Genomic DNA, 21,603 nt, shown 5'->3' with positions numbered 1-21,603 from the left:
CTCGCGCTTTCGTAGGGTGGGCAAAGCGTGCGTCTTCGTTCGGAGAACGAAGGCGCAGGCGTGCCCACCAGGGGGTCTCGATTGCGGCAACGGAATTGGTGGGCACGCTCCCGCCGCCGCTCTGCGAGCGCCGGCGAATGCTTTGCCCACCCTACGGCTGCTTTAGGGTGGGCACACTCTCTCCACGTCATTGCGAGCCAACGGGTCCGCGCGAAGCGCGGCCCGATGACAGGCTCCGCGAAGCAATCCAGACTGTCTCCGCAGAGGCGCTCTGGATTGCTTCGTCGCAAGGGCTCCTCGCAATGACGGCGGAGGCCAACAAAAAAAGCCCGCGGTCCCCCAAGACCACGGGCTTGTTTCAGGCGCGCATCAAACTGATGAAAACTGCGCGTGCGAGGCGCTTGGAGCGCCTTAGGAGACGACTTCCGCGGTGACGCGGCCGACGCCGGCGCCGGTGAGGCCGATGGCGCGGGCTGCGCCCGTGGAGAGGTCGAGCACACGGCCGCGAATGAACGGGCCGCGGTCATTGATGGTGACGATGACGCTCTGGCCGCCATGGGTGACGCGCAGCTTGGTGCCGAACGGCAGCGAGCGGTGCGCGGCGGTCAAGGCGTTCTGGTTGAAGCGCTGGCCCGAGGCGGTCCGGCTGCCGGACTCGTTGCCGTAATAGGAGGCCATGCCTGAGAAGCTGCGGCCCGTGCCCGACGACGGCGTCATCGCGGCGTTGGCATTGCGCCAATCGGAGCTCGCGTTGGTATCGTTCTGGACGTGGTGGCGGTGATGGTGATGCCGGTGATGCCTGGATTTGGCGGAAGCTTCGGTGGCAGTTCCACCGATGACGAGAGTTGCGGCAACGAAAGCAATCGCCGTGCGCGGCCGGGTCACAAAGCCCAGCGTCTTCAAAGACAGCATATAGTGGTCCCTAAGCTAGTATTGCCACATATGTGGCTAGTGGAGCCCCTCTCAGTTTGTGAGCGGGATCGCGTTTCCTTTCGCAATGCGGCATGAATTGGGCAGTAAATCTGTTCTGTTTCGTCATGAAATATCTTGTTACCTGCCTCTGATATTCAGGCGATGTTCCGTAATCTTTTGCTTTAACAATTCATTAACCAGCCCATTACTTGCTAATACTGTAGAGTGAAGTCATCGCCGTCAGCGTTTAGAATTGGGTAAGTATTCCTCGAGTGGAACCGACATGACGGGACTCACGTCTCTGCGATCTGTGTTCATGGCGGCTATGCGCTGGGAGCAGGAACCAATGGGCGCCGGCCGGCTGCAAGGCTCGCGGCAATTCCGTGGCGCGGCAGGTCATCAGCGTCATTCGCGGCGTGCGACGAACTGGCAACAGAACCCCATGCCTTTAATTTGGCGTCATGTTGCACCTGCGCGCCTGCTATGTTAGCAAAGCCGCGATTTTAACGAGCCCGGCACCTCCCGTGCTGGTCGAAAATCGAAGTCCCGCTTGAATTCCAAGGGCTTGGATCGCTAGGCGCCGCTTCGTGGCGACGGTTTTTCCCTTGCGAGTTTGACAGCAAAAAGAGCGCGTCTGTGGCTGCAGAAGATACGTCCGTTTCAGGTGTGTCCGGCCGTTATGCAACGGCCTTGTTCGAACTGGCCCGCGACCAGAAAGTGGTCGACGAGGTCAAAGCCGATCTCGACAAATTCGATGCCTTGCTCAACGAAAGCGCCGATCTGAAGCGCCTCGTCCGCAGCCCGGTGTTCGCGGCCGACGCCCAGTCCAGGGCCCTGTCGGCCGTGCTGGCCAAGGCCGGCATCGCCGGTATCTCCGCCAATTTCCTGAAAGTGCTGACTGCCAACCGCCGCCTGTTCGCGGTGTCGGACGTCATCCGCGCCTACGGCGCCCTCGTCGCCAAGTTCAAGGGCGAGACGACGGCCGACGTCACCGTCGCGGAAGCGCTCTCGGACAAGAATCTCGACGCCCTCAAGGTTGCCCTGAAGTCGGTGACCGGCAAGGACGTCGCGCTGAACGTGAAAGTCGATCCCTCGATCATCGGTGGCCTCGTCGTCAAGCTGGGCAGCCGCATGGTGGATGGTTCGCTTCGCACCAAACTCAATTCGATCAAGCACGCGATGAAAGAGGCAGGCTGATGGACATCCGCGCCGCGGAAATTTCCGCGATCCTCAAGGACCAGATCAAGAATTTCGGCCAGGAAGCTGAAGTCTCCGAAGTCGGACAGGTGCTGTCCGTCGGCGACGGTATCGCCCGCGTCTATGGTCTGGACAACGTCCAGGCCGGTGAAATGGTCGAGTTCGAGAACGGCACTCGCGGCATGGCGCTGAACCTCGAAACCGACAACGTCGGTGTCGTTATTTTCGGTGCCGACCGCGAGATCAAGGAAGGCCAGACCGTCAAGCGCACCCGCGCCATCGTGGACGCGCCGGTCGGCAAGGGTCTGCTCGGCCGCGTCGTCGACGCGCTCGGCAATCCCATCGACGGCAAGGGGCCGATTCAGGCTGACAAGCGCATGCGCGTCGACGTCAAGGCGCCCGGCATCATTCCGCGCAAGTCGGTGAACGAGCCGATGGCGACCGGCCTCAAGGCGATCGACGCTCTGATCCCGATCGGCCGCGGCCAGCGCGAGCTGATCATCGGCGACCGTCAGACCGGCAAGACCGCGATCGCGCTCGACACCATCCTGAACCAGAAGCCGCTCAACGCGCAGCCGGACGAGAACATCAAGCTGTATTGCGTCTACGTCGCGGTCGGCCAGAAGCGTTCGACCGTCGCGCAGTTCGTGAAGGTGCTGGAAGAGCAGGGCGCGCTCGAATACTCGATCGTCGTCGCCGCCACCGCCTCGGATCCGGCGCCGATGCAGTACATCGCGCCGTTCACCGGCTGCACCATGGGCGAGTACTTCCGCGACAACGGCATGCACGCGGTCATCATCTATGACGATCTGTCCAAGCAGGCCGTCGCCTACCGCCAGATGTCGCTGCTGCTGCGCCGCCCGCCGGGCCGCGAAGCCTATCCGGGCGATGTGTTCTACCTGCACTCCCGCCTGCTCGAGCGCGCGGCGAAGCTGAACAAGGACCAGGGCTCGGGCTCGCTGACCGCGCTGCCGGTCATCGAAACCCAGGCAAACGACGTGTCGGCCTACATCCCGACCAACGTCATCTCGATCACCGACGGCCAGATCTTCCTGGAAACCGACCTGTTCTTCCAGGGCATCCGTCCCGCGGTCAACGTCGGTCTGTCGGTGTCGCGCGTCGGCTCCTCGGCGCAGACCAAGGCCACCAAGAAGGTCGCCGGCAAGATCAAGGGCGAGCTGGCGCAGTACCGCGAAATGGCGGCGTTCGCGCAGTTCGGCTCCGACTTGGACGCCTCGACTCAGCGCCTGCTCAACCGCGGATCGCGCCTCACTGAGCTGCTCAAACAGCCGCAGTTCGCGCCGCTGAAGATGGAAGAGCAGGTCTGCGTGATCTGGGCCGGCACCAACGGCTACCTCGATCCGCTCCCGCTCAACAAGATCAAGGCGTTCGAGGACGGTCTGTTGTCGCTGCTGCGCGGCAAGAACGTCGAGATCCTCAACTCGATCCGCGACACCCGCGATCTCAGCGACGACACCGCCGGCAAGCTGAAGTCGGTGGTCGAGGGCTTCGCGAAGTCCTTCGCATAAGGCCGTCGTGGCCGGGCTAAAGCGCGAAGCGCGTCTTCGCATCTGATGTCCCGGCCATCCACGCGTCACCGCGTGGAGCGAGAAGACGTGGATGCCCGGGACAAGCCCGGGCATGACGACTGGGATAGGCTAGCGGCTTGATCCAAGAGATCGAACCGCCGGGGTGAACGAAGAATGGCGTCACTTAAAGACATGCGGGTGCGCATCGCCTCCACCAAGGCGACGCAAAAGATCACCAAGGCCATGCAGATGGTCGCGGCCTCCAAGCTGCGCCGCGCACAGACCGCCGCGGAAGCGGCGCGTCCTTACGCCGACAAGATGAGCGCGGTGATCGGTAACATCGCCAGCGCCGCCGCCGGTTCGCCCGGCGCGCCCAAGCTGCTGGCCGGCACCGGCAGGGACCAGGTTCATCTTCTGCTGGTCTGCACCGGCGAACGAGGCCTGTCGGGCGCCTTCAACTCCTCGATCGTGCGTCTCGCGCGCGAGCACGCGCAGTCGCTGATCGCGCAGGGCAAGGAAGTCAAAATCTTCTGCGTCGGCCGCAAGGGCTACGAGCAGCTCCGCCGCCTGTTCGAAAAGCAGATCGTCGAGCATCTCGACCTGCGCAGCGTTCGCCAGCTCGGCTTCGTCAATGCCGAGGACATCGCCAAGAAGGTGCTGGCCCGTTTCGACGCCGGTGAGTTCGACGTCTGCACGCTGTTCTATTCGCGTTTCAAGTCGGTGATCGCACAGGTCCCGACCGCCCAGCAGATCATCCCGCTGGTGGTCGAGGAAAGCGCTGCCGCCACCACGACGGCTTACGAATACGAGCCGGAGGAGGACGAGATCCTCGCCCGCCTGCTGCCGCGCAATCTCGCGGTGCAGATCTTCCGTGCCCTGCTCGAGAACAACGCTTCGTTCTACGGTGCGCAGATGTCGGCGATGGACAACGCCACCCGCAACGCTGGCGAAATGATCCGCAAGCAGACGCTGGTCTACAACCGCACGCGTCAGGCTCAGATCACCAAGGAACTCATCGAAATCATCTCCGGCGCAGAAGCAGTCTGACCGGACACGAAATTCGGATCGAAGGAGACAGTAAATGGCTACAGCAGCCACCCAGATCGGTCGCGTCACCCAGGTCATGGGCGCCGTCGTCGACGTGCAGTTCGAAGGCCACCTGCCGGCCATTCTCAACTCGCTGGAGACCAAGAACGGCAACAACCGCCTGGTGCTCGAAGTCGCGCAGCACCTTGGCGAATCGACCGTCCGCACGATCGCGATGGACGCCACCGAAGGTCTGGTGCGCGGCCAGGAAGTGACCGACACCGGTCAGCCGATCTCGGTGCCCGTGGGTGACGGTACGCTGGGCCGCATCATGAACGTCATCGGCGAGCCGATCGACGAGGCTGGCCCGATCAAGTCGGAGGGCACTCGCGCCATCCACCAGGAAGCGCCGACCTATACCGACCAGTCGACCGAAGCTGAAATTCTCGTCACGGGCATCAAGGTCGTCGACTTGCTCGCGCCCTACGCCAAGGGCGGCAAGATCGGCCTGTTCGGTGGCGCCGGCGTCGGCAAGACCGTGCTGATTCAGGAACTGATCAACAACGTCGCCAAGGCGCATGGTGGTTACTCGGTGTTCGCCGGCGTCGGCGAGCGTACCCGCGAGGGCAACGACCTCTATCACGAGTTCATCGAGTCCAAGGTCAACGCCGATCCGCACAATCCGGATCCGAGCGTGAAGTCGAAATGCGCGCTGGTGTTCGGCCAGATGAACGAGCCGCCGGGCGCCCGCGCCCGCGTCGGCCTCACCGGTCTGACCGTCGCCGAGCACTTCCGCGACCAGGGCCAGGACGTGCTGTTCTTCGTCGACAACATCTTCCGCTTCACCCAGGCCGGCTCGGAAGTGTCGGCGCTGCTCGGTCGTATTCCTTCGGCGGTGGGTTATCAGCCGACGCTCGCCACCGACATGGGCGCGCTGCAGGAGCGCATCACCACCACCCAGAAGGGCTCGATCACCTCGGTGCAGGCCATCTACGTGCCGGCCGACGACTTGACCGACCCGGCGCCCGCGACCTCGTTCGCGCACTTGGACGCCACCACCGTGCTGTCGCGCGCGATCTCGGAAAAGGGCATCTACCCCGCGGTGGATCCGCTCGACTCGACCTCGCGCATGCTCTCGCCGCTCGTCGTCGGCGAAGAGCACTACCAGACCGCCCGTATGGTCCAGCAGGTGCTGCAGCGCTACAAGTCGCTGCAGGACATCATCGCCATTCTCGGCATGGACGAGCTGTCGGAAGAGGACAAGCTGACGGTGGCGCGCGCCCGCAAGATCGAGCGCTTCCTGTCGCAGCCGTTCCACGTCGCCGAAGTCTTCACCGGATCGCCGGGCAAGTTCGTCGAGCTCGCGGACACCATCAAGGGCTTCCGCGGCCTCTGCGAAGGCAAATATGACCACCTGCCGGAAGCTGCCTTCTACATGGTCGGCACCATCGAAGAAGCCGTCGAGAAGGGCAAGAAGCTGGCCGCTGAAGCGGCTTAAGAAGCGAATGGCGAATGGGGAGTAGCGAATAGTCCGCTGCTCCCAGTTCGCTACCCGCTATTCGCTACTCACCATTCGCAGGTTCTTCATGGCCACCTTCCACTTCGATCTCGTCTCTCCCGAAAAGCTCGCCTTCTCCGGCGAGGTCGATCAGGTCGATATTCCCGGCGCCGAGGGTGATTTCGGCGTGCTCGCCGGACACGCGCCGGTGGTGGCTGCGGTTCGTCCCGGCATTCTCACCATCACCACGGGCGGCACGCATCAAAAGATGATCGTGCTCGGCGGCCTCGCCGAAGTTTCGGAGAACCGCCTCACGGTGCTCGCCGACGTTGCCACCTCGATCCAGGAGATCGATCGCGCGCAGTTCGCCGAGACGATTGCCGAAATGGAAGCAAAGCTTGCCGAGAAGGAAGGCTCTGAGCTTGATCACGCCATCGAGCGGCTCGACCATTACAAGACCATCCAGAACGTGATCGGCACCACGGCTATGCACTAAGCCCCGGGGCACCGCTCCGGGGCTCAAGCTCAAAATTCCCGAATCAACTCAGCGCTCGTCACACCCGTGGCGGGCGCTGAACTTTGTTGCACCGCGTCGCCGATAACGGCATTCTGCAGTCGCGAATTTGTTCCGGGGCTGGGCAGATGAAACGCAAGATCGCAGCGATTTTCGCAGCCGATATTGCCGGTTACTCGAGACTGGTCGCGGAAGACGAGGAGGAGACGCTGCGGCGTCTCGCCTCCTATCGCGAGGTCGTCGACGATTTCATCGCCAAGTCGGGCGGGCGCATCTTCAACACGGCGGGCGATGCCGTGCTCGCGGAATTCCCGAGCGCGGTCGACGCGGTGCGCTGCGCCATCGACATCCAGGAGAGCTTACGGACCCGCAACATGGCCTATCCGCCGAGCCGGCAGATGTCGTTCCGCATCGGCATCACCATCGGCGACGTGGTCGAGCGCGACGGCGATCTCTTGGGGGACGGCGTCAACATCGCGGCGCGGCTGGAAGGGCTCGCCGAGGTCGGCGGCATCTGCGTCTCCCGCGCCGTGCACGAGCAGGTCGCCAACAAGCTGTCGGTCCAGTTCGCCGATATCGGTGCCCAGGAGGTCAAGAACATCCCGACGCCGGTGTACGCCTACATGGTGGCGATGCGGCGCGAGGACGGAACCTACGCGAAACCGCAGCTGAAGAAGCAGGCCTCCAAGCTGGCCGCCGCGCCCGTGTGGATGTGGCCGCTGGTGGTCGCCGTCGTCTCGATCGTCGCCATCGGCGTCAGCGGCTTTCTCTACAACACCAAGCTCAAGCAGACGGCGAGCATCGTAGCGCCGCCGGACGCGACGCCCAGTGCAGCTCCGACTGCAAATGCGGCGGCGACGAGCCCGATGCCAACTCAAATGGCGAAGGCGCCGATGACGCCGCCGAATGCCGGCGCCGCGATGGCGCCGATGCCGTCACCGTCACCGTCGGCTTCGCCGATATCAGGCAAATTTCCTGCCGAGAGCGTGCCCTTCATCAACGAGCGTGTTCGCAACTACCTTGCTGGCGACTATTCCGCTGCCGCCGACTACAAGGCCTTCGCGCTCAATGTCGGCGGCTTCACCGGCTCGGCGTTGAACCAGCCGAACGAAGAGGCCGCGCGCAACATGGCGATCGAGCAGTGCCAGAAGCGCGCCGACGCCGCGCAATCGCCGCGGCGCTGCGAGCTCTATGCGGTCGGCAACACCATCGTTTATGCGCATGGCAAGCCGCCGATGCCATCACAGCCCTTCGTGCGGCACGACGCCATGACCGAGCGGCCGTTCGCGTCGAAAGACTTTCCGATGGTGCGCGATCCCCAGAAAGTCCGGCTCGAGAACATGTTCGCACCGGCCGCGAAATCCCGCTCGGTCGCGCTCGGGCCGGGCGGACAATATTTCATGGTGCTGGGCGCCGCATCGGCCGACGACGCGGCGCGGCGTTCCCTGGAATCGTGCGGCGCCATCGCTGGCGTTGCCTGCCTGGTCGTCGCGATCGACGACAATTTCGTCGTGCCGATCGCGACCCTGTTCAGGATCACCGGCTTCTTCAGCGCCGCCTCCAATGCCTCGATCGTGGCGGATGCGCGCGGCGAGGTCATGCGCAAGCTCACGGACACCATGGGCTGGAACGCGGTCGCGGTCGGCACCGCCGGCCGCCCGGGTCTCGGCGTGAACGCCGCCGACGAGCAGACCGCCGTCAATTCCGCGCTCGCCGACTGCGCCAAGCGCGACAGCGATTGCCACGTCATCGCCATCGGCCCGTTCACCGTGGGGCCGATCAATTAGAGCTTGCTCTGATCCCGACCAGCGCGCAGACGACGCTGCGTTCCCTCCCCCACAAGGGGGGAGGGAATGAGAAATGGTGCTTCCCTCACACGCAAATTTTCGGCGAAAATTCGCGAATGATTTCAAACCCTGTTCTACTGTGCATGGGGTTGATTTCGCAGTTTTAGTTTCCGAACGTCGCAAACTGCTCTGCCACGGCGCGATAAACGTCGCGGCGGAACGGCACCACGAGGCTGGCGACACGGTCGAGGCGCTCCCAGCGCCAGGCGTCGAACTCCGCCGGCTGGCCGTTGCGCGGCGTCAGCGGATCGATCTCGTCGTCCTTGCCGGTGAAGCGCAGCGCAAACCACTTTTGCCGCTGGCCGCGGAATTTCGCCAGCCGATGCGTCTGCGGTCCGTCGTAAGGCGGGAATTCATAGGTGAACCAATCGGTCTCGCCGAGATAGTCGGCGCTGACCACGTTGGTCTCCTCCCAGAGCTCGCGCATCGCCGCATCGCGCAGATTCTCGCCGTCGTCGACGCCGCCCTGCGGCATCTGCCAGTCGAGGCCTGGCAGGATGATCTCGGGCCCGTCGCCCTTGAAGCGGTGGCCGATTAGCACGCGGCCGTCGGCATTGAACAGGGCGATTCCCACGTTGGGGCGGTAGGGTTTTTCATCGGTCACGCATGGATCTTTCGTTGTCACTCCGGCGGTGCCTTTAGCACCGAACCCGGCGAGACAATTTGATTTACTGATCCGCAAGCGCGGAAAATTCCTTCACCACGCGCTCATAGACCGGGCGCTTGAACGGGATGATCAATCCGGGGAGATTCTTCATCGGCTCCCAGCGCCAGCTCACGAACTCGGCCTTGTGGCCGCCGCCGCCGGGCTTCTCGACATTGATCTCGCTGTCCTTGCCGGTGAAGCGCACCGCGAACCATTTCTGGCGCTGGCCGCGGTAGCGGCCCTTCCAGGCGCGTCCGGCGACCGTGCGCGGAATGTCGTAAATGAGCCAGTCCGGAACCTCGCCGAGCCGCTCGACCGAGCGCACGCTGGTCTCTTCATAGAGCTCGCGCTTGGCGGCCTCCCAAGTGTCCTCGCCGGGATCGACGCCGCCCTGCGGCATCTGCCAGACATGGGCGTCGTCGACATGCTCGATGCCGCCGGCGCGGCGGCCGATGAACACCAGTCCCTTCGTGTTGATCAGCATCACACCGACGCAGGTCCGGTAGGGCAGATCCTCGTAACGCGCCATTCCGCCAGACCCCCTCACATACTGTTGTCGGTAGGGCCTGAAGCGGCCCCGCGGGGACCCGTGCCGTACCAATTCGTTGATTTAGCTGGATTTTGATTTCAGCATCGCAGTTGTCAATGGCACCAAAAGGATACCCCGGTCGCCCAAAGACTTGGTCCAGGCGCCGATGCGCTCGATCGAGACCGGCAGGGCCGAGGCCGTGCCGACGGCGATGCCGCGCTCGCGCGCCGTCGCTTCGAGCTTGTTCAGGGCGCGGTCGATCTCGGTCGGGGTCGGCACCACGTCGATCGCAATGTCGCCCTTGCCGAACGGCATCGCCTGGTTGGCCGCGGCCTGGGGCGCGATGCTGCGGGGCGAGGAGCCGTCGTCGAAGAAGCCGAGCCCGCGCTTGGCCGCCTCGCGGATGATCGGCTGCATTGCCGGCTCCGTAGCGATGAAGCGGGCGCCCATGAAATTGGTGAGGCCGGCATAACCCTGCATCCGGCTCAGGTGCCAGTACAGGCGGTCCATGTTCTGGTCGGTGCTGAGCGAGGTCAGCAGCGTCTGCGGCCCGGGATCGTTGTCGGGGAAGTCGTAGGGCTCCATCGGGATCTGGAGGAAGATCTCGTGACGCTGCGCGCGCGCCCGCTCGGCGAGCTTGCCGGGGTCGGATCCGTAGGGTGTGAAGGCCAGCGTCACCGCCGGCGGCAGCTTCATGATCGCATCGGTGGTCTTGGCGGCACCGACGCCGAGTCCGGCGATCACGATGGCGACCACCGGCATCTTGGCGGCCTTGGCGCGATCGGCATCCGCCGCGTAGACGTTGAACGGCTTCATGTCGCCGGCGATCACCGGGATCATGCCGTAGCGCGACTTCTCCAGCAGTTTTGGATCGATCCCGGCCATGACAGGCGGCGGTGTCGAAGCCGCCCCGCCCTTGTCGGTGGCCTCGCCCGCGCCGATCACCACGTCATGGCGTGCGCCGGTGGAGCCGTCGATCATGGTGACGGTCTTCTGCTCACCGGGAGCGGCCTGCTTCGGCGCCTCCGTGGTCTCGTGCTTGCTCTCTTGCTTGCTTTCGCCGGCATGGCCCGAGGCCACCGGCTTTTCATCCGTGGCTTTGGGCTCGCGGATCGCGATCCGCGTCATCGGCTCGCCGCCGAGCGGATCCCTGTTGAAGATGGCGAAGCCGGCAAAGGTCGCCAGGAACAGGAGAAGCAGGACGGCAAGCAGCTGCATGGCCGTGAACGGCAGCCGCAGCCGGCCTTTCCGGCGCGGCTTGTCCTGTCCGAGCGGGGCGCTCAGATCGTCGGCCGTTTCAGTCATGCGCGATCCCGAATCACTCGCAATGACGATACCACGCCGAGGTCAAGCGGCGGCAGGCCGGGATAGGCCGGGGACGCGTGATCGAATCGGCTGCACCCTTGACGCAGGTGCGCTCCCTCTCCCGCGCGCGGGAGAGGGTTGGGGAGAGGGTGTCTCCGCAGAGAGACCCCCCAGAGGAGAAAGCCCTCACCCGCGCCTTCGGCGCGACCTCTCCCGCAAGCGGGAGAGGTTAGGAAGCGTCGCTCCTCCGGAGCCACGGGCCTAAGATCCAAGCAAAAAGGGCGGCTTCCTGCAGCCGCCCTTTGCGAGAGATTCGTCTAAGCCAATTCTAGTTCGCCGCTTTGGGCTTGTCGGCGGCGGCCTTGTCGCCACCCGGCGTGGGCGCGGCCGAGGCGCTGTTCTTGATGCCGTGGAGCAAATCGTCGGCGAGCTTGAGCGCCTTGTCGTCCTTGGCGTCCGGCGGGACGTAGGACTGCGAGCCGGTCTTCTCGTCGCCGTCGTTCTTGAGGTGGCCGCGCAGCGACGCTTCGCCCTTGGTGTCGGTGCGGGACTTCAGCTCGTCCGGCACGTCCTGAAGCACTTCGATGTCGGGGACGATGCCCTTGGCCTGGATCGACTTGCCCGACGGCGTGTAGTAGCGCGCCGTGGTCAGCCGCAGCGCGCCGTTGCCGCTTCCGAGCGGAATGATGGTCTGCACCGAGCCCTTGCCGAACGAGCGCGTGCCGACGATGGTCGCGCGCTTGTGGTCCTGCAGCGCGCCGGCGACGATTTCCGACGCCGAGGCCGAGCCGCCATTGACCAGCACGATGACCGGCTTGCCCTTGGTCAGGTCGCCCGCATGCGCGGTGCGGCGCTGGGTCTCCTCGGCATTGCGGCCGCGGGTCGAGACGATCTCGCCCTTCTCCAGGAAGGAATCGGAGACGGTGACCGCTTCCTCCAGCAGGCCGCCCGGATTGTTGCGGAGGTCGATGATGTAGCCCTTCAGCTTGTTCGCCGATCTGGTTCGAGAGATTGGTGACCTCACGCTTCAGGCCTTCGGTGGTCTGCTCGTTGAAGGTGGTGATGCGGATATAGGCGATGTCGTCGGCCTCGACGCGCGCGCGCACCGAGCGGACGCGGATGTTGTCGCGCACCAGCGTGACGTCGAGCGGATTGTCCTGGCCCTTGCGGATGATCTTGAGCTTGATCTTGGTGTTGACCGGACCGCGCATCTTCTCAACCGCCTGGTTCAGGGTCAGGCCCTGCACCGCCTCGTCGTCGAGATTGGTGATGATGTCGTTGGCCATGATGCCGGCCCGCGAGGCTGGCGTGTCGTCGATCGGCGAGACCACCTTGATCAGGCCGTCTTCCATCGTGACCTCGATGCCGAGGCCACCGAACTCGCCGCGGGTCTGCACCTGCATGTCGCGGAAGCTCTTGGCGTCCATGTAGCTCGAATGCGGATCGAGGCCGGTGAGCATGCCGCTGATGGCGGATTCGATCAGCTTGGTGTCATCGGGCTTCTCGACATAGTCGGAGCGCACGCGCTCGAAGACGTCGCCGAACAGATTGAGCTGGCGATAGGTGTCCGCGGTGGCGGCTCGCGCGCTGGAGCCCATGAACACCGCGCGCGGCTGGGTCACGAACAGCGTCAGCGCCGCGCCGGTGGCTGCGCTGAGGAGGATTACTGAAGTCTTGCGCATCATCCGCGAACCTTCTCGCCTTCATTTGCGGCCCACCATGGGCCTGGATCGACTGGAGTGCCGTCCTTACGGAACTCGACATAGAGCACAGGTTGACTCGCGTTCGTGGCGAGAATGGAGGCGACTTGAGATGTCGACCCCATGGTCGCGACCGGCTCCCCCGTGAGCACAAACTGTCCGATGTTGACCGAAATGCGCTCCATCCCGGCGATCAGGACATGATACCCGCCACCAGCGTTAAGGATCAAGAGTTGTCCATAGCTGCGGAAGGGGCCGGCATAGACCACCCAGCCGTCACACGGCGTTGTGACCTGGGAGCCTGGCTTGGTCGCCAGCGAAATGCCCTTCTGGACCCCGCCGACCCCATCGGAACCGCCAAAATCCCTGATCTTGTTACCGTTAACCGGAAGAGGCAGGAGCCCCTTGGTCGACGCGAAGGCAATCGCGGGCGCGGTCCGGGACCGGTCCTTGAAAGCGGCCGGACCAGACTTGGCACCGGTATTGGCGCTGGCAGCCGCCTTCGCCTCGGCCTGCTTGGCCGCCTCAGCCGCCTTCTCAGCAGCCTTGGCGGCGCTTTGCAGGTCCTGCTCCATCTTGGTGATCAGGCCCTGGAGATCGCCGACCTGCTTTGACAGCATGATCGCGCGCGAATTCTCGGCGTCGAGGTCCTTTTCCCGCGCCGCCTGCTGGCGCTGCCGCTCGTCGACCAAAGCCGTGAGCCGGCTCTGGTCGTTGCGGACCCTGTCGCGGTCCAGGGCGAGCTGGTCGCGTTCGCTGGCGATGTTCTTGCGCAGCGCCACGAGCTCGCCGAGCTCGCCGGCGATCGCCTCGGCGCGGCCGCGCAATTCCGGCACAACCGCGCCGAGCAGCATCGCGGTGCGCAGGGATTGCAGCGCATCTTCGGGGCGCACCAGCAGCGCCGGTGGCGTGCGCCTGCCGGCGCGCTGCAAGGCCGCCAGCACTTCGACGATGTCGGCGCGGCGCGAATCGAGCGAGGCGCGCATCTGTTGCTCACGGCCGTTGAGATTTCGCAGCCGGGCTTCGGCTTCGTCGATCTTGGCCTCGACGGAGCGCACATTGGCGGCGGTGTCGATCAGCTGCTGATTGAGCTGAGTGCGGTCCTGACCGAGCGCGGTGATCTCGGCCTTGAGCTTGGCCTGCGCTTCCTCGGCGCTCTTCTGCCTGGCGCGCGCGGCCTCGAGCTCCTGCTCGCGCTGCTTGATCGCATCGGGCGAGACGGCCGCGGTCTGCGGCGGCGTCGCCGTCTGAGCTTGCGCGAGGCTTGCGCCGGCGACGCTCGCAATCAGCAACAGGTTGAGGAGCGGCGCTCGCATCTTGTCGGCAAAGGTGCTCGTTATGGCGCGCATCACGCGCGGTGATAGGGGTGGCCGGCCAGAATGGTGGCGGCCCGATAAAGTTGTTCCAGAAGCATGACGCGGACCATTTGGTGCGGCCAGGTCGCAGAGCCGAACGCGATCGCGAGCTTGGCCTTACGGCGCAATTCGGGCGAAAGTCCGTCCGCCCCTCCGATCACGAAGATAGTATGTCCGGCACCCTCGTCGCGCCAGCGCCCGAGATGGCGTGCGAATACGGTGGAATCCAAATTCTGGCCGCGCTCGTCCAGCGCCACCAGGATCGACTTTTCCGGAATATGCGCGCTTATCGCCGCGGCTTCTTCGGCCATCCGCGTCGCGGAGTCGCGCGCACGGCTTTCCGGGATTTCGTGGACGGTGAGCTCGCGGAATCCGAGCTTGCGGCCGGCCTCGTCGAACCGCTCGAAATAGCGGTCGGCAAGCTCCCGTTCGGGGCCCTGCTTCAGCCGGCCCACGGCAATGATAGCAACACGCATGATGGTCAGCGTCGTGTTTCAGGGTCGCGCGCATCAGGCGCGCGCACGACGCTACCATGCGCGTCAGCCGATTCGAAATCGGCTCAGTGAGCCTAGATCGCCTTCGCCGCCCCTGGGCCCTGCGTATACAATCGCTCGAGATTGTAGAACTCGCGGACCTCGGGTCTGAACACGTGCACGATCACATCGCCGGAATCGATCAGCACCCAGTCGCAATTGGGCAAGCCCTCGACATGGATGTTCTTGATGCCGTTTTCCTTGAGGCCCTTCGTGACGTTGTCCGCGATCGCGCCGACGTGCCGGTTCACCCGGCCGGTGGTGACGATCATGTAGTCGGAGTACGTCGATTTGCCGCGAAGGTCGATGGTGACCGTCTCTTCCGCCTTCATGTCCTCGAGGCGGGAGAGGATCAGGCTCAGCGTCTTGTCGGCGTCGGGTTGCGCCTTCAAGGCCGCAGCTTTGGTCGATGTTTTACGCGTAGGCTTAGCAACCTTGGGTAAAACAGACTTGGACAATACAGATGTGGCCAGGGACCATTCCTTTCACTGTATCGCGAACGCCGAATCCGACGCTCACCGGTTACACTACATCATGTGGGGTTAAGGCTTTCAATATGCCAGAGAGCCCCAAATCCACACACTCCGTCTCACTTCGTACCTTTTCTCACTTCGTACCTTTCCAGCTCCCGTCCGGGTTCCGCAGGCCTGTCGAGGAGAGATTCAGCTTCAATCCGGTCAAAAACACCCAGGCCGGCGCCGGCTGGTCCGCAAGCAGCGCTGCCTTGTCCTCGGGCAGGCGGTAGCGCGATAGCGCTTGGCCTGCGGGCGAGGCGAGGGCGCGAAAACTCTGCGGCGGGCGATCGATGACTGCCACCGGCACCTGGGCGGCGATGCGCCGCCAGTCCTGCCAACGGTGGAATTGAGCGAGGTTGTCGGCGCCCATAATCCAGATAAAGCGCAAGCCAGAGAAGCGGCGGCGCAAGATGTTGATCGTGTCGATAGTATAGCGGGTACGAATGACGGATTCGAGACAGCTCACCTCGATCCTGGGATCGTTGGCGACCTCGCGCGCCGCCTGCATGCGCGCGCCGAGCTCTTGCAATGCGCCGTTCTCCTTGAGCGGATTTCCCGGCGTCACCAGCCACCAGACGCGATCGAGCTGCAATCGCTTCAGCGCGAATTGGCTGATGGCGCGATGGGCCTGATGCGGCGGGTTGAACGAACCGCCGAGCAGGCCGATGCGCATGCCCTCCGTATAGGGCGGGACCGCTTGCGCCACGAAATGCGGCACGACGAATGTGTTGCTCAATACCCGCCCCGCGACGTTGCTTACGGCCGCGTCTGCCCGGTGCCGCGAACGCGATATTTGAAGCTCGTCAACTGTTCGGCGCCGACAGGGCCGCGGGCATGGAAGCGGCCGGTGGCGATGCCGATCTCGGCGCCGAAGCCGAACTCGCCGCCATCGGCAAACTGCGTCGAGGCGTTGTGCAGCACGATTGCGGAATCGACCTCGCTCAGGAATTTGTTTGCGGCGGTCTCATCCGCGCTCACGATGGCATCGGTGTGATGCGAGCCGTGGTTCTGGATGTGCGCGATGGCGCCTTCGACGCCGTCGACCACTTTCGCTGCGATGATGGCATCGAGATATTCGGTGTCCCAATCATCTTCGCTGGCAGGCTTTACGCGCGCATCGGTCTTCTGCACGGCGTCGTCGCCGCGCACTTCGCAGCCGGCCTCGATCAGCATCTCCACCAGCGGCTTCAGGCTCTTTGCGGCTCCCGCGCGATCGACCAGCAGCGTCTCGGCGGCGCCGCAGACACCGGTGCGGCGCATCTTGGCATTGAGCACGATCGACTTTGCCATGGCAAGATCGGCGCTGCCGTCGACATAGACGTGGTTGACCCCCTCGAGATGCGCGAACACCGGCACGCGCGCTTCCTGCTCGACGCGCGCGACGAGGCTCTTGCCGCCGCGCGGCACGATCACGTCGATGGCGCCGTTCAACCCTGATAGCATCATGCCGACCGCCGCACGGTCGCGCGTCGGCACCAGCGTGATCGCTGCCTCGGGGAGGCCCGCTTCGCGCAGGCCCTGCGCCAGGCACTCATGGATGGCGCGGCAGGAACGAAAACTGTCGGAGCCGCCGCGCAGGATCACGGCATTGCCGGACTTCAGGCACAGCACGCCGGCGTCCGCCGCAACGTTCGGCCGGCTCTCGAAAATCACGCCGACGACGCCGAGCGGCACGCGCACGCGCTCGATGGTCATGCCGTTCGGCCGCTGCCAGCTTTCGGTGACGACACCGACCGGATCGGCAATGCCACGCACGATGCCGATGCCCTCGGCCATCCCTTCGACGCGCGCCGGCGTCAGCGTCAGGCGGTCGATGAAGGCGGAGGTCGCATTGCCGGAGGCGCGGGCCTCGGCGACGTCCTCGGCGTTGGCGGCGAGGATCGCCGCAGCGTTGCCGCGGATCGCCCGCTCCATGGCTTCCAGCGCCCGGTTCTTCTGCTCCGGCGGCGCCAGCGCCAGCACCCGCGCGGCGGCGCGGGCCTTGGCGGCGAGATCGGACATCAGCGCCTGGAGATCGGCATTGCCGTCGACGGCTTTGAGGGGGGCGGCCATGGGGTCAACCTTCTGCTAAGGCAGTGTCCTAGCACGGAAATCCCGCGTCTGCGAAGGGCGGGGAGGGTATGGCTGGTTTCCCCGGTCGCGACAGGCTGGGTCGCTGGCCTACCCGGTTTCTTGCAAAAGGGCCGCTGCGGCCCTTACCCGCCCACCACGAGGTCGTCGCGGTGGATCATCTCGGACCTGCCGCTGATGCCGAGGATGGTCATCACGTCCGGGGAGGAGCGGCCCTTGATCCGCTCGGCGACCTCGGCGTCATAGGCGATCAGGCCACGCCCGACCTCGCTGGCGTCGGGACCGCGCACGATCACGGCATCACCGCGGGCAAACTGGCCCTCGACCTTGATCACGCCGGCCGGCAGCAGGCTGGCGCCGGCGCGTAGCGCCGTCACCGCGCCGGCATCGATGGTCAGCGTGCCCTTCGGCTCCAGCGTGCCGGCGATCCAGCGTTTTCGCGAGGTGATGGGATTGGCCGGCGTCAGGAACCAGGTGCAGCGGCCGCCATCGGCGATCGCCTGCAACGGATGTTCGATCTTGCCGGAGGCGATCAGCATATGCGTGCCGCCTGTCGTGGCGATCTTGGCTGCCTCGACCTTCGTGCGCATGCCGCCGCGCGACAGCTCGGACTCGGCATCTCCCGCCACCCCCTCGATCTCCGAGGAGATGCTCTCGACCACCGGAATCGGCTTTGCGTTCGGGTTGTTCTTGGGCGGGGCGTCGTAGAGGCCGTCAATGTCGGAGAGCAGCACCAGGAGGTCGGCGCTCGCCATGGTGGCGACGCGCGCCGCGAGGCGGTCATTGTCGCCGTAACGGATCTCGTTAGTGGCGACCGTGTCGTTCTCGTTGATCACGGGAATCGCGCGCCACTCCAGCAGCTTGCCGATGGTGGAACGCGCATTGAGATAGCGGCGGCGCTCTTCGGTGTCCTGGAGCGTCACCAGGATCTGGCCGGCGCCGATGTCGTGCGCACCGAGCACCTCCGACCAAATCCGCGCCAGCGCGATCTGGCCGACCGCGGCGGCGGCCTGGCTCTCCTCCAGCTTCAGCGGACCGCGCGGCAATTTGAGGCGGCCGCGGCCGAGCGCGATCGAGCCCGAGGAGACCACCAGCACGTCGCGGCCTTCGCGGTGCAGTTTTGCCATGTCGTCCGCCAGCGCAGCCAGCCAGGACGCCCGCACCTCGCCCCTGTCGGAATCGACCAGCAGCGCGGAGCCGACCTTGACGACGATACGGCGGAATTGACTGAGTTCGGGGCTGGCCATGTGTATTTGTGCTGGCGCTGGATGCGAATTGCTCGGGAAACGGCGGAGCGACAGGCGGCGCCGATGAGTCCTGCTTTTGCAGCAGGACGGTGACCGGCGCAAGGCAGCCGGCATGGTAAACGGCGCATGTCGGCCTTGTCTCGGGCGTCCGCCTGGCTCTAATCGCCATCAACCAAAATGGGCTGAAAGAGGAAACGAATGGATCGCCGCAACTTCATGGCCGGATGCTTGGGGCTGCCGCTGCTGGCGCAGGCGGGTGGGGCGCAAGCGCAGGCCGGGCTCACAAGGGTCATCTTCCCGTTCGCTGCGGGAGCTGGCGGCGACACGCTGTGCCGGCTGATCGCGCAGGAGATGGCGCCAGCGTTGCAACGGACCGTGGTGGTCGAGAACCGCACCGGCGGCGACGGCCTGATCGGCATCAAGGCGGTGAAGGGTGGCAGTCCCGACGGCAGCATGGTGCTGGTGACGACGGGGCCGACCATGTACCTGCTGCCGATGGTGGAGACGACACCGAGCTTCGACACGGCCAAGGACTTCATGCCGGTGTCGCTGCTGGCGCGGTTCGAATTTGCGCTGGTGATCAACCCGGCGGTCGACGCCACTGATTTCAAGAGCTTCGTGGCGTGGCTCAAGGCGCATCCGGACAAGACCTCGTTCGGGGTGCCGAGCAACGGTACGATTCCACATTTCATGGGTTCCAAGCTCGAGAAGGATCTCGGCATTCCCCTGACCCGCGTGCCCTATCGCGGCAGCGCGCCCATCCTCAACGACATCGTTGGCGGCCACATCTCGTTCGGCATCACGACATTGGCCGACGCTCTGCCGCAACATCGCGCCAAGGGCGTGAAGATCATCGCGGTCGCAAGCGCGGAACGCTCGCCCTTTGCACCAGACGTTCCGACGCTGAGGGAGAGCGGCATCGATCTCGTCGCGGACGCCTGGTACGGCATGTGGCTTCCGGCCGGCAGTCCGCCGGAGTTCGCCAGCAAGCTCGGCGCCGCCGCAAGTGCCGCGCTCGCCAAGCCCGAGGTGAAGGAGAAGCTCACCGCGATCGGGCTCATTCCGGTCGGGTCCACGCCGGAAGGATTGACGAAGGAGCTCGCAGCGAACATCGCCTTGTGGCAACCGATCGTGAAGGCGACGGGATACAAGATCGAGAACTGAGGCTTCTCCCTCTCCCCGCTTGCGGGGAGAGGGTTGGGGTGAGGGGAAGTCTCCGCGGGGCCGGTGAGAGTTGGACGCGCGGAGAGTCCCCCTCACCCGGATCGCATCTCGCGATGCGATCCGGCCTCTCCCCGCAAGCGGGGAGAGGCAAAGAGCGCCTCTACATCTTCGCGCGCTGTGCGATGCCGTCCTTGATCGCTGCAAGCTCCGCCTCATCCCAGATGCCGATCAAAACCCCACCCTTCACCTGCAGCTGGTTATCCGCATAGGCCGCGATCTTCTCGCGCGGGGTGGTGATGTGGTCGTTCGGATGCAGCGCCCAGTCGAATAGCTCGGCCTGAAGCCGCGCGATGATGCCGGCGCAATCAGGATCGTCGCCGCGATCCAAAAACTCGTCCGGATCGGTTTCGAGGTCATACAGCATCGGGCGGAATCCGGAGGCGTGGATGTATTTCCAGCGGCCGTCGAATACCATGAACAGGCGGCAGCGCTCGATCGGCTGATTCAGCTTCAGCCGCACATCCTGCATGGCGTAGTCATATTCGGAGAATGCCACCTTGCGCCAATCAGGTGGCGTCGGGCCACGCAGCAGCGGCAGCAGCGAGCGTCCTTCGAGAATGTGGCCCGGCACCTTGCCGCCGAAATAATCGACGAAGGTCGGCGCGAGATCGATAGCCTCGACCAGCGCATCGCTGCGTGCGCCACGCGTGGTGTCAGCTTCTTGCGACGGATCGATGATGATCAGTGGAATCTTGGCCGACTGCTCGTGGAACAGGTCCTTCTCGCCCATCCAGTGATCGCCGAGATAGTCGCCGTGATCGGAGGTGAACACGATCATGGTTGTTTCCAAGAGGCCGCGTTCCTCCAGAAACGTCATCAGCACGCCCATCTGGTCGTCGATCTGGGTGATCAAGCCCATATAGGTCGGGATCACCTTCTCGCGGGCATCATCGCGCGCCATGTTGCGCGAGTAGCGCATGTCCATATAGGCGCCGAACACCGGATGCGGGTTCTGCCGCTCGCGCTCGGAGCGGATCACCGGGATCATGTCATCAGTCAAATACATGCTCGCATAGGGCTCGGGCGCGATATAGGGCCAGTGCGGCTTGATGTAGGACAGATGCAGGCACCACGGCCTGCCGTCCGTCTCAGCCTCGCTGATGAAGTCCATCGCGCGCCGCGTCATGTAGGGCGTCTCGGAGTGCTCGTCCGGCACGCGCGCGGCCTTGTCGGCATGCACCAGCAGCCACCCATTCTGCAACGAGCCGTCGTCCGCCGCGCCGGAATTGGCCCAATGCTCCCAGGGATTGGTGGCCTCAAAGCCCTGCTGGCGCAGATATTCATCGTATTTCGGCCGTGGCCGGCCGGTCGGATGCAGGCCGTCGTCACGCTCATAGGGCTCGAAGCCGCATTCGGCGACGTGCACGCCGATGATCGATTCCGGGGGAATGCCGAGCGCCTTCATGCCCTCGAGGTCGGGCGCCATGTGGGTCTTGCCGACCAGCACGTTGCGCACGCCGATCTTGCCCAGGTGATCGCCGAGCGTGGGTTCGCCGACACGCAGCGGCCAGCCGTTCCAGTGCGAGCCGTGCGAGCGCATGTAGCGCCCGGTATAGAACGACATCCGCGACGGGCCGCAGATCGGCGACTGCACGTAGGCCTTGCTGAAGAGTACGCCACGCTTGGCCATGGCGTCGATGTTGGGTGTCTTCAGCGTGGGATGGCCGGTGCAGCCGAGATAATCATAGCGAAGCTGGTCGCACATGATCCAGAGAACGTTCTTCGCGCGCGCCATGCGTCTCGCTCCGTACTTCGTTTGCCGGATATTGCGCTATCGATGGCGCGAAGAAAACCTCTCCCGAAGGGAGAGGTCGGCGTAGGCCGCCTTTGGCGGCCGTACTTAGCAGAACGCCGAAGCAAAGCTTCGGCTACGGCGTCGGGTGAGGGGTTACGGTCTCTCGTGGGACCTGAGCCCCTCACCCGATTTGCTGCGCAAATCGACCTCTCCCCGTCGGG

General features: G+C 64.6%; 18 protein-coding genes and 1 pseudogene. 7 read left to right on the top strand and 12 right to left on the bottom strand.

Annotation, left to right across the window (positions count from 1 at the left end):
* Positions 1-411: 411 nt before the first annotated feature.
* The gene (locus tag ACSKB8_RS08340) at positions 412-912 is read right to left on the bottom strand and encodes a septal ring lytic transglycosylase RlpA family protein (protein ID WP_249759057.1); all 501 of its coding nucleotides are present in this window, start codon (positions 910-912) and stop codon (positions 412-414) included.
* A gap of 636 nt (positions 913-1,548) precedes the next feature.
* Here ACSKB8_RS08340 and ACSKB8_RS08335 point away from each other — a divergent pair.
* From ACSKB8_RS08335 to ACSKB8_RS08310, 6 genes are all read left to right on the top strand, one after another.
* On the top strand, positions 1,549-2,109 hold the full coding sequence (locus tag ACSKB8_RS08335; protein ID WP_091893114.1) for a F0F1 ATP synthase subunit delta: 561 nt from the start codon (positions 1,549-1,551) through the stop codon (positions 2,107-2,109).
* Positions 2,109-3,638: a F0F1 ATP synthase subunit alpha gene (gene atpA / locus ACSKB8_RS08330; protein WP_370990232.1), complete on the top strand. Its 1,530-nt coding sequence runs from the start codon at positions 2,109-2,111 to the stop codon at positions 3,636-3,638. Before ACSKB8_RS08335 ends, atpA begins: the two co-directional genes overlap by 1 nt.
* Before the next feature lie 174 nt (positions 3,639-3,812).
* Positions 3,813-4,685 carry a F0F1 ATP synthase subunit gamma gene (locus tag ACSKB8_RS08325; RefSeq protein ID WP_438103592.1) on the top strand — a complete coding sequence of 291 codons (873 nt, stop codon included), beginning with the start codon at positions 3,813-3,815 and terminating at the stop codon, positions 4,683-4,685.
* Positions 4,686-4,719: 34 nt separating this feature from the next.
* Positions 4,720-6,162 carry a F0F1 ATP synthase subunit beta gene (gene atpD / locus ACSKB8_RS08320; protein WP_128930666.1) on the top strand — a complete coding sequence of 481 codons (1,443 nt, stop codon included), beginning with the start codon at positions 4,720-4,722 and terminating at the stop codon, positions 6,160-6,162.
* 88 nt (positions 6,163-6,250) lie between these two features.
* Positions 6,251-6,658 (top strand): F0F1 ATP synthase subunit epsilon, encoded by a 408-nt coding sequence (locus tag ACSKB8_RS08315; RefSeq protein WP_091893122.1) that lies wholly within the window; start codon positions 6,251-6,253, stop codon positions 6,656-6,658.
* Positions 6,659-6,804: 146 nt separating this feature from the next.
* Positions 6,805-8,463: an adenylate/guanylate cyclase domain-containing protein gene (locus ACSKB8_RS08310; protein WP_438103591.1), complete on the top strand. Its 1,659-nt coding sequence runs from the start codon at positions 6,805-6,807 to the stop codon at positions 8,461-8,463.
* 163 nt (positions 8,464-8,626) lie between these two features.
* On the opposite strand, the gene ACSKB8_RS08305 is transcribed toward ACSKB8_RS08310, so the two are convergent.
* The 10 genes and pseudogenes from ACSKB8_RS08305 to proB all read right to left on the bottom strand — a co-directional run bounded on the left by ACSKB8_RS08305 (position 8,627) and on the right by proB (position 18,423).
* A complete protein-coding gene (locus tag ACSKB8_RS08305; RefSeq protein WP_370990229.1) occupies positions 8,627-9,127 on the bottom strand; it encodes an RNA pyrophosphohydrolase in 501 nt (166 codons plus the stop codon).
* A 64-nt stretch (positions 9,128-9,191) separates the two neighbouring features.
* Entirely contained in the window at positions 9,192-9,698 is a 507-nt protein-coding gene (locus tag ACSKB8_RS08300) for an RNA pyrophosphohydrolase (protein WP_091893128.1), read from the bottom strand.
* 81 nt (positions 9,699-9,779) lie between these two features.
* Positions 9,780-11,003 carry a divergent polysaccharide deacetylase family protein gene (locus tag ACSKB8_RS08295; protein WP_438103590.1) on the bottom strand — a complete coding sequence of 408 codons (1,224 nt, stop codon included), beginning with the start codon at positions 11,001-11,003 and terminating at the stop codon, positions 9,780-9,782.
* Positions 11,004-11,331: 328 nt separating this feature from the next.
* Positions 11,332-12,688: pseudogene (locus ACSKB8_RS08290) on the bottom strand (S41 family peptidase).
* Positions 12,685-14,019 (bottom strand): murein hydrolase activator EnvC family protein, encoded by a 1,335-nt coding sequence (locus tag ACSKB8_RS08285; RefSeq protein WP_438103589.1) that lies wholly within the window; start codon positions 14,017-14,019, stop codon positions 12,685-12,687. Before ACSKB8_RS08285 ends, ACSKB8_RS08290 begins: the two are co-directional and overlap by 4 nt.
* A gap of 32 nt (positions 14,020-14,051) precedes the next feature.
* Positions 14,052-14,534, bottom strand: coding sequence for a 23S rRNA (pseudouridine(1915)-N(3))-methyltransferase RlmH (gene rlmH, locus ACSKB8_RS08280; protein WP_128930673.1), 483 nt, complete (start codon positions 14,532-14,534; stop codon positions 14,052-14,054).
* Between the two features lie 92 nt (positions 14,535-14,626).
* Positions 14,627-14,983 carry a ribosome silencing factor gene (gene rsfS, locus ACSKB8_RS08275; RefSeq protein WP_128942457.1) on the bottom strand — a complete coding sequence of 119 codons (357 nt, stop codon included), beginning with the start codon at positions 14,981-14,983 and terminating at the stop codon, positions 14,627-14,629.
* A gap of 214 nt (positions 14,984-15,197) precedes the next feature.
* Complete coding sequence (locus ACSKB8_RS08270; RefSeq protein WP_438103588.1) at positions 15,198-15,842, bottom strand: nicotinate-nucleotide adenylyltransferase; 645 nt, start codon at positions 15,840-15,842, stop codon at positions 15,198-15,200.
* 20 nt (positions 15,843-15,862) lie between these two features.
* Complete coding sequence (locus ACSKB8_RS08265; RefSeq protein WP_438103587.1) at positions 15,863-17,158, bottom strand: glutamate-5-semialdehyde dehydrogenase; 1,296 nt, start codon at positions 17,156-17,158, stop codon at positions 15,863-15,865.
* Between the two features lie 143 nt (positions 17,159-17,301).
* Positions 17,302-18,423 (bottom strand): glutamate 5-kinase, encoded by a 1,122-nt coding sequence (gene proB / locus ACSKB8_RS08260; protein ID WP_438103586.1) that lies wholly within the window; start codon positions 18,421-18,423, stop codon positions 17,302-17,304.
* 198 nt (positions 18,424-18,621) lie between these two features.
* Between proB and ACSKB8_RS08255 the strand changes: the two genes are divergently transcribed.
* Positions 18,622-19,587: a Bug family tripartite tricarboxylate transporter substrate binding protein gene (locus ACSKB8_RS08255; protein ID WP_438103585.1), complete on the top strand. Its 966-nt coding sequence runs from the start codon at positions 18,622-18,624 to the stop codon at positions 19,585-19,587.
* A gap of 160 nt (positions 19,588-19,747) precedes the next feature.
* On the opposite strand, the gene ACSKB8_RS08250 is transcribed toward ACSKB8_RS08255, so the two are convergent.
* A complete protein-coding gene (locus ACSKB8_RS08250; protein ID WP_438103584.1) occupies positions 19,748-21,382 on the bottom strand; it encodes an alkaline phosphatase family protein in 1,635 nt (544 codons plus the stop codon).
* Positions 21,383-21,603 lie beyond the last annotated feature (221 nt).

The organism is Bradyrhizobium sp. BR 1432 (genome assembly GCF_051547705.1).
Classification (GTDB): Bacteria; Pseudomonadota; Alphaproteobacteria; order Rhizobiales; family Xanthobacteraceae; genus Bradyrhizobium; species Bradyrhizobium zhanjiangense.
Note: the sequence above shows the minus strand (reverse complement) of the source record. Positions and strands in the feature narration are given on the sequence as shown.

Coding starts and splice junctions, on each gene's coding strand:
- ACSKB8_RS08340 (WP_249759057.1), bottom strand. CDS start 912: ATGCTGTCTTTGAAGACGCTGGGCTTTGTGACCCGGCCGCGCACGGCG.
- atpA (WP_370990232.1), top strand. CDS start 2,109: ATGGACATCCGCGCCGCGGAAATTTCCGCGATCCTCAAGGACCAGATC.
- ACSKB8_RS08325 (WP_438103592.1), top strand. CDS start 3,813: ATGGCGTCACTTAAAGACATGCGGGTGCGCATCGCCTCCACCAAGGCG.
- atpD (WP_128930666.1), top strand. CDS start 4,720: ATGGCTACAGCAGCCACCCAGATCGGTCGCGTCACCCAGGTCATGGGC.
- ACSKB8_RS08315 (WP_091893122.1), top strand. CDS start 6,251: ATGGCCACCTTCCACTTCGATCTCGTCTCTCCCGAAAAGCTCGCCTTC.
- ACSKB8_RS08310 (WP_438103591.1), top strand. CDS start 6,805: ATGAAACGCAAGATCGCAGCGATTTTCGCAGCCGATATTGCCGGTTAC.
- ACSKB8_RS08300 (WP_091893128.1), bottom strand. CDS start 9,698: ATGGCGCGTTACGAGGATCTGCCCTACCGGACCTGCGTCGGTGTGATG.
- ACSKB8_RS08295 (WP_438103590.1), bottom strand. CDS start 11,003: ATGACTGAAACGGCCGACGATCTGAGCGCCCCGCTCGGACAGGACAAG.
- ACSKB8_RS08285 (WP_438103589.1), bottom strand. CDS start 14,019: ATGCGAGCGCCGCTCCTCAACCTGTTGCTGATTGCGAGCGTCGCCGGC.
- rlmH (WP_128930673.1), bottom strand. CDS start 14,534: ATGCGTGTTGCTATCATTGCCGTGGGCCGGCTGAAGCAGGGCCCCGAA.
- ACSKB8_RS08265 (WP_438103587.1), bottom strand. CDS start 17,158: ATGGCCGCCCCCCTCAAAGCCGTCGACGGCAATGCCGATCTCCAGGCG.
- proB (WP_438103586.1), bottom strand. CDS start 18,423: ATGGCCAGCCCCGAACTCAGTCAATTCCGCCGTATCGTCGTCAAGGTC.
- ACSKB8_RS08255 (WP_438103585.1), top strand. CDS start 18,622: ATGGATCGCCGCAACTTCATGGCCGGATGCTTGGGGCTGCCGCTGCTG.
- ACSKB8_RS08250 (WP_438103584.1), bottom strand. CDS start 21,382: ATGGCGCGCGCGAAGAACGTTCTCTGGATCATGTGCGACCAGCTTCGC.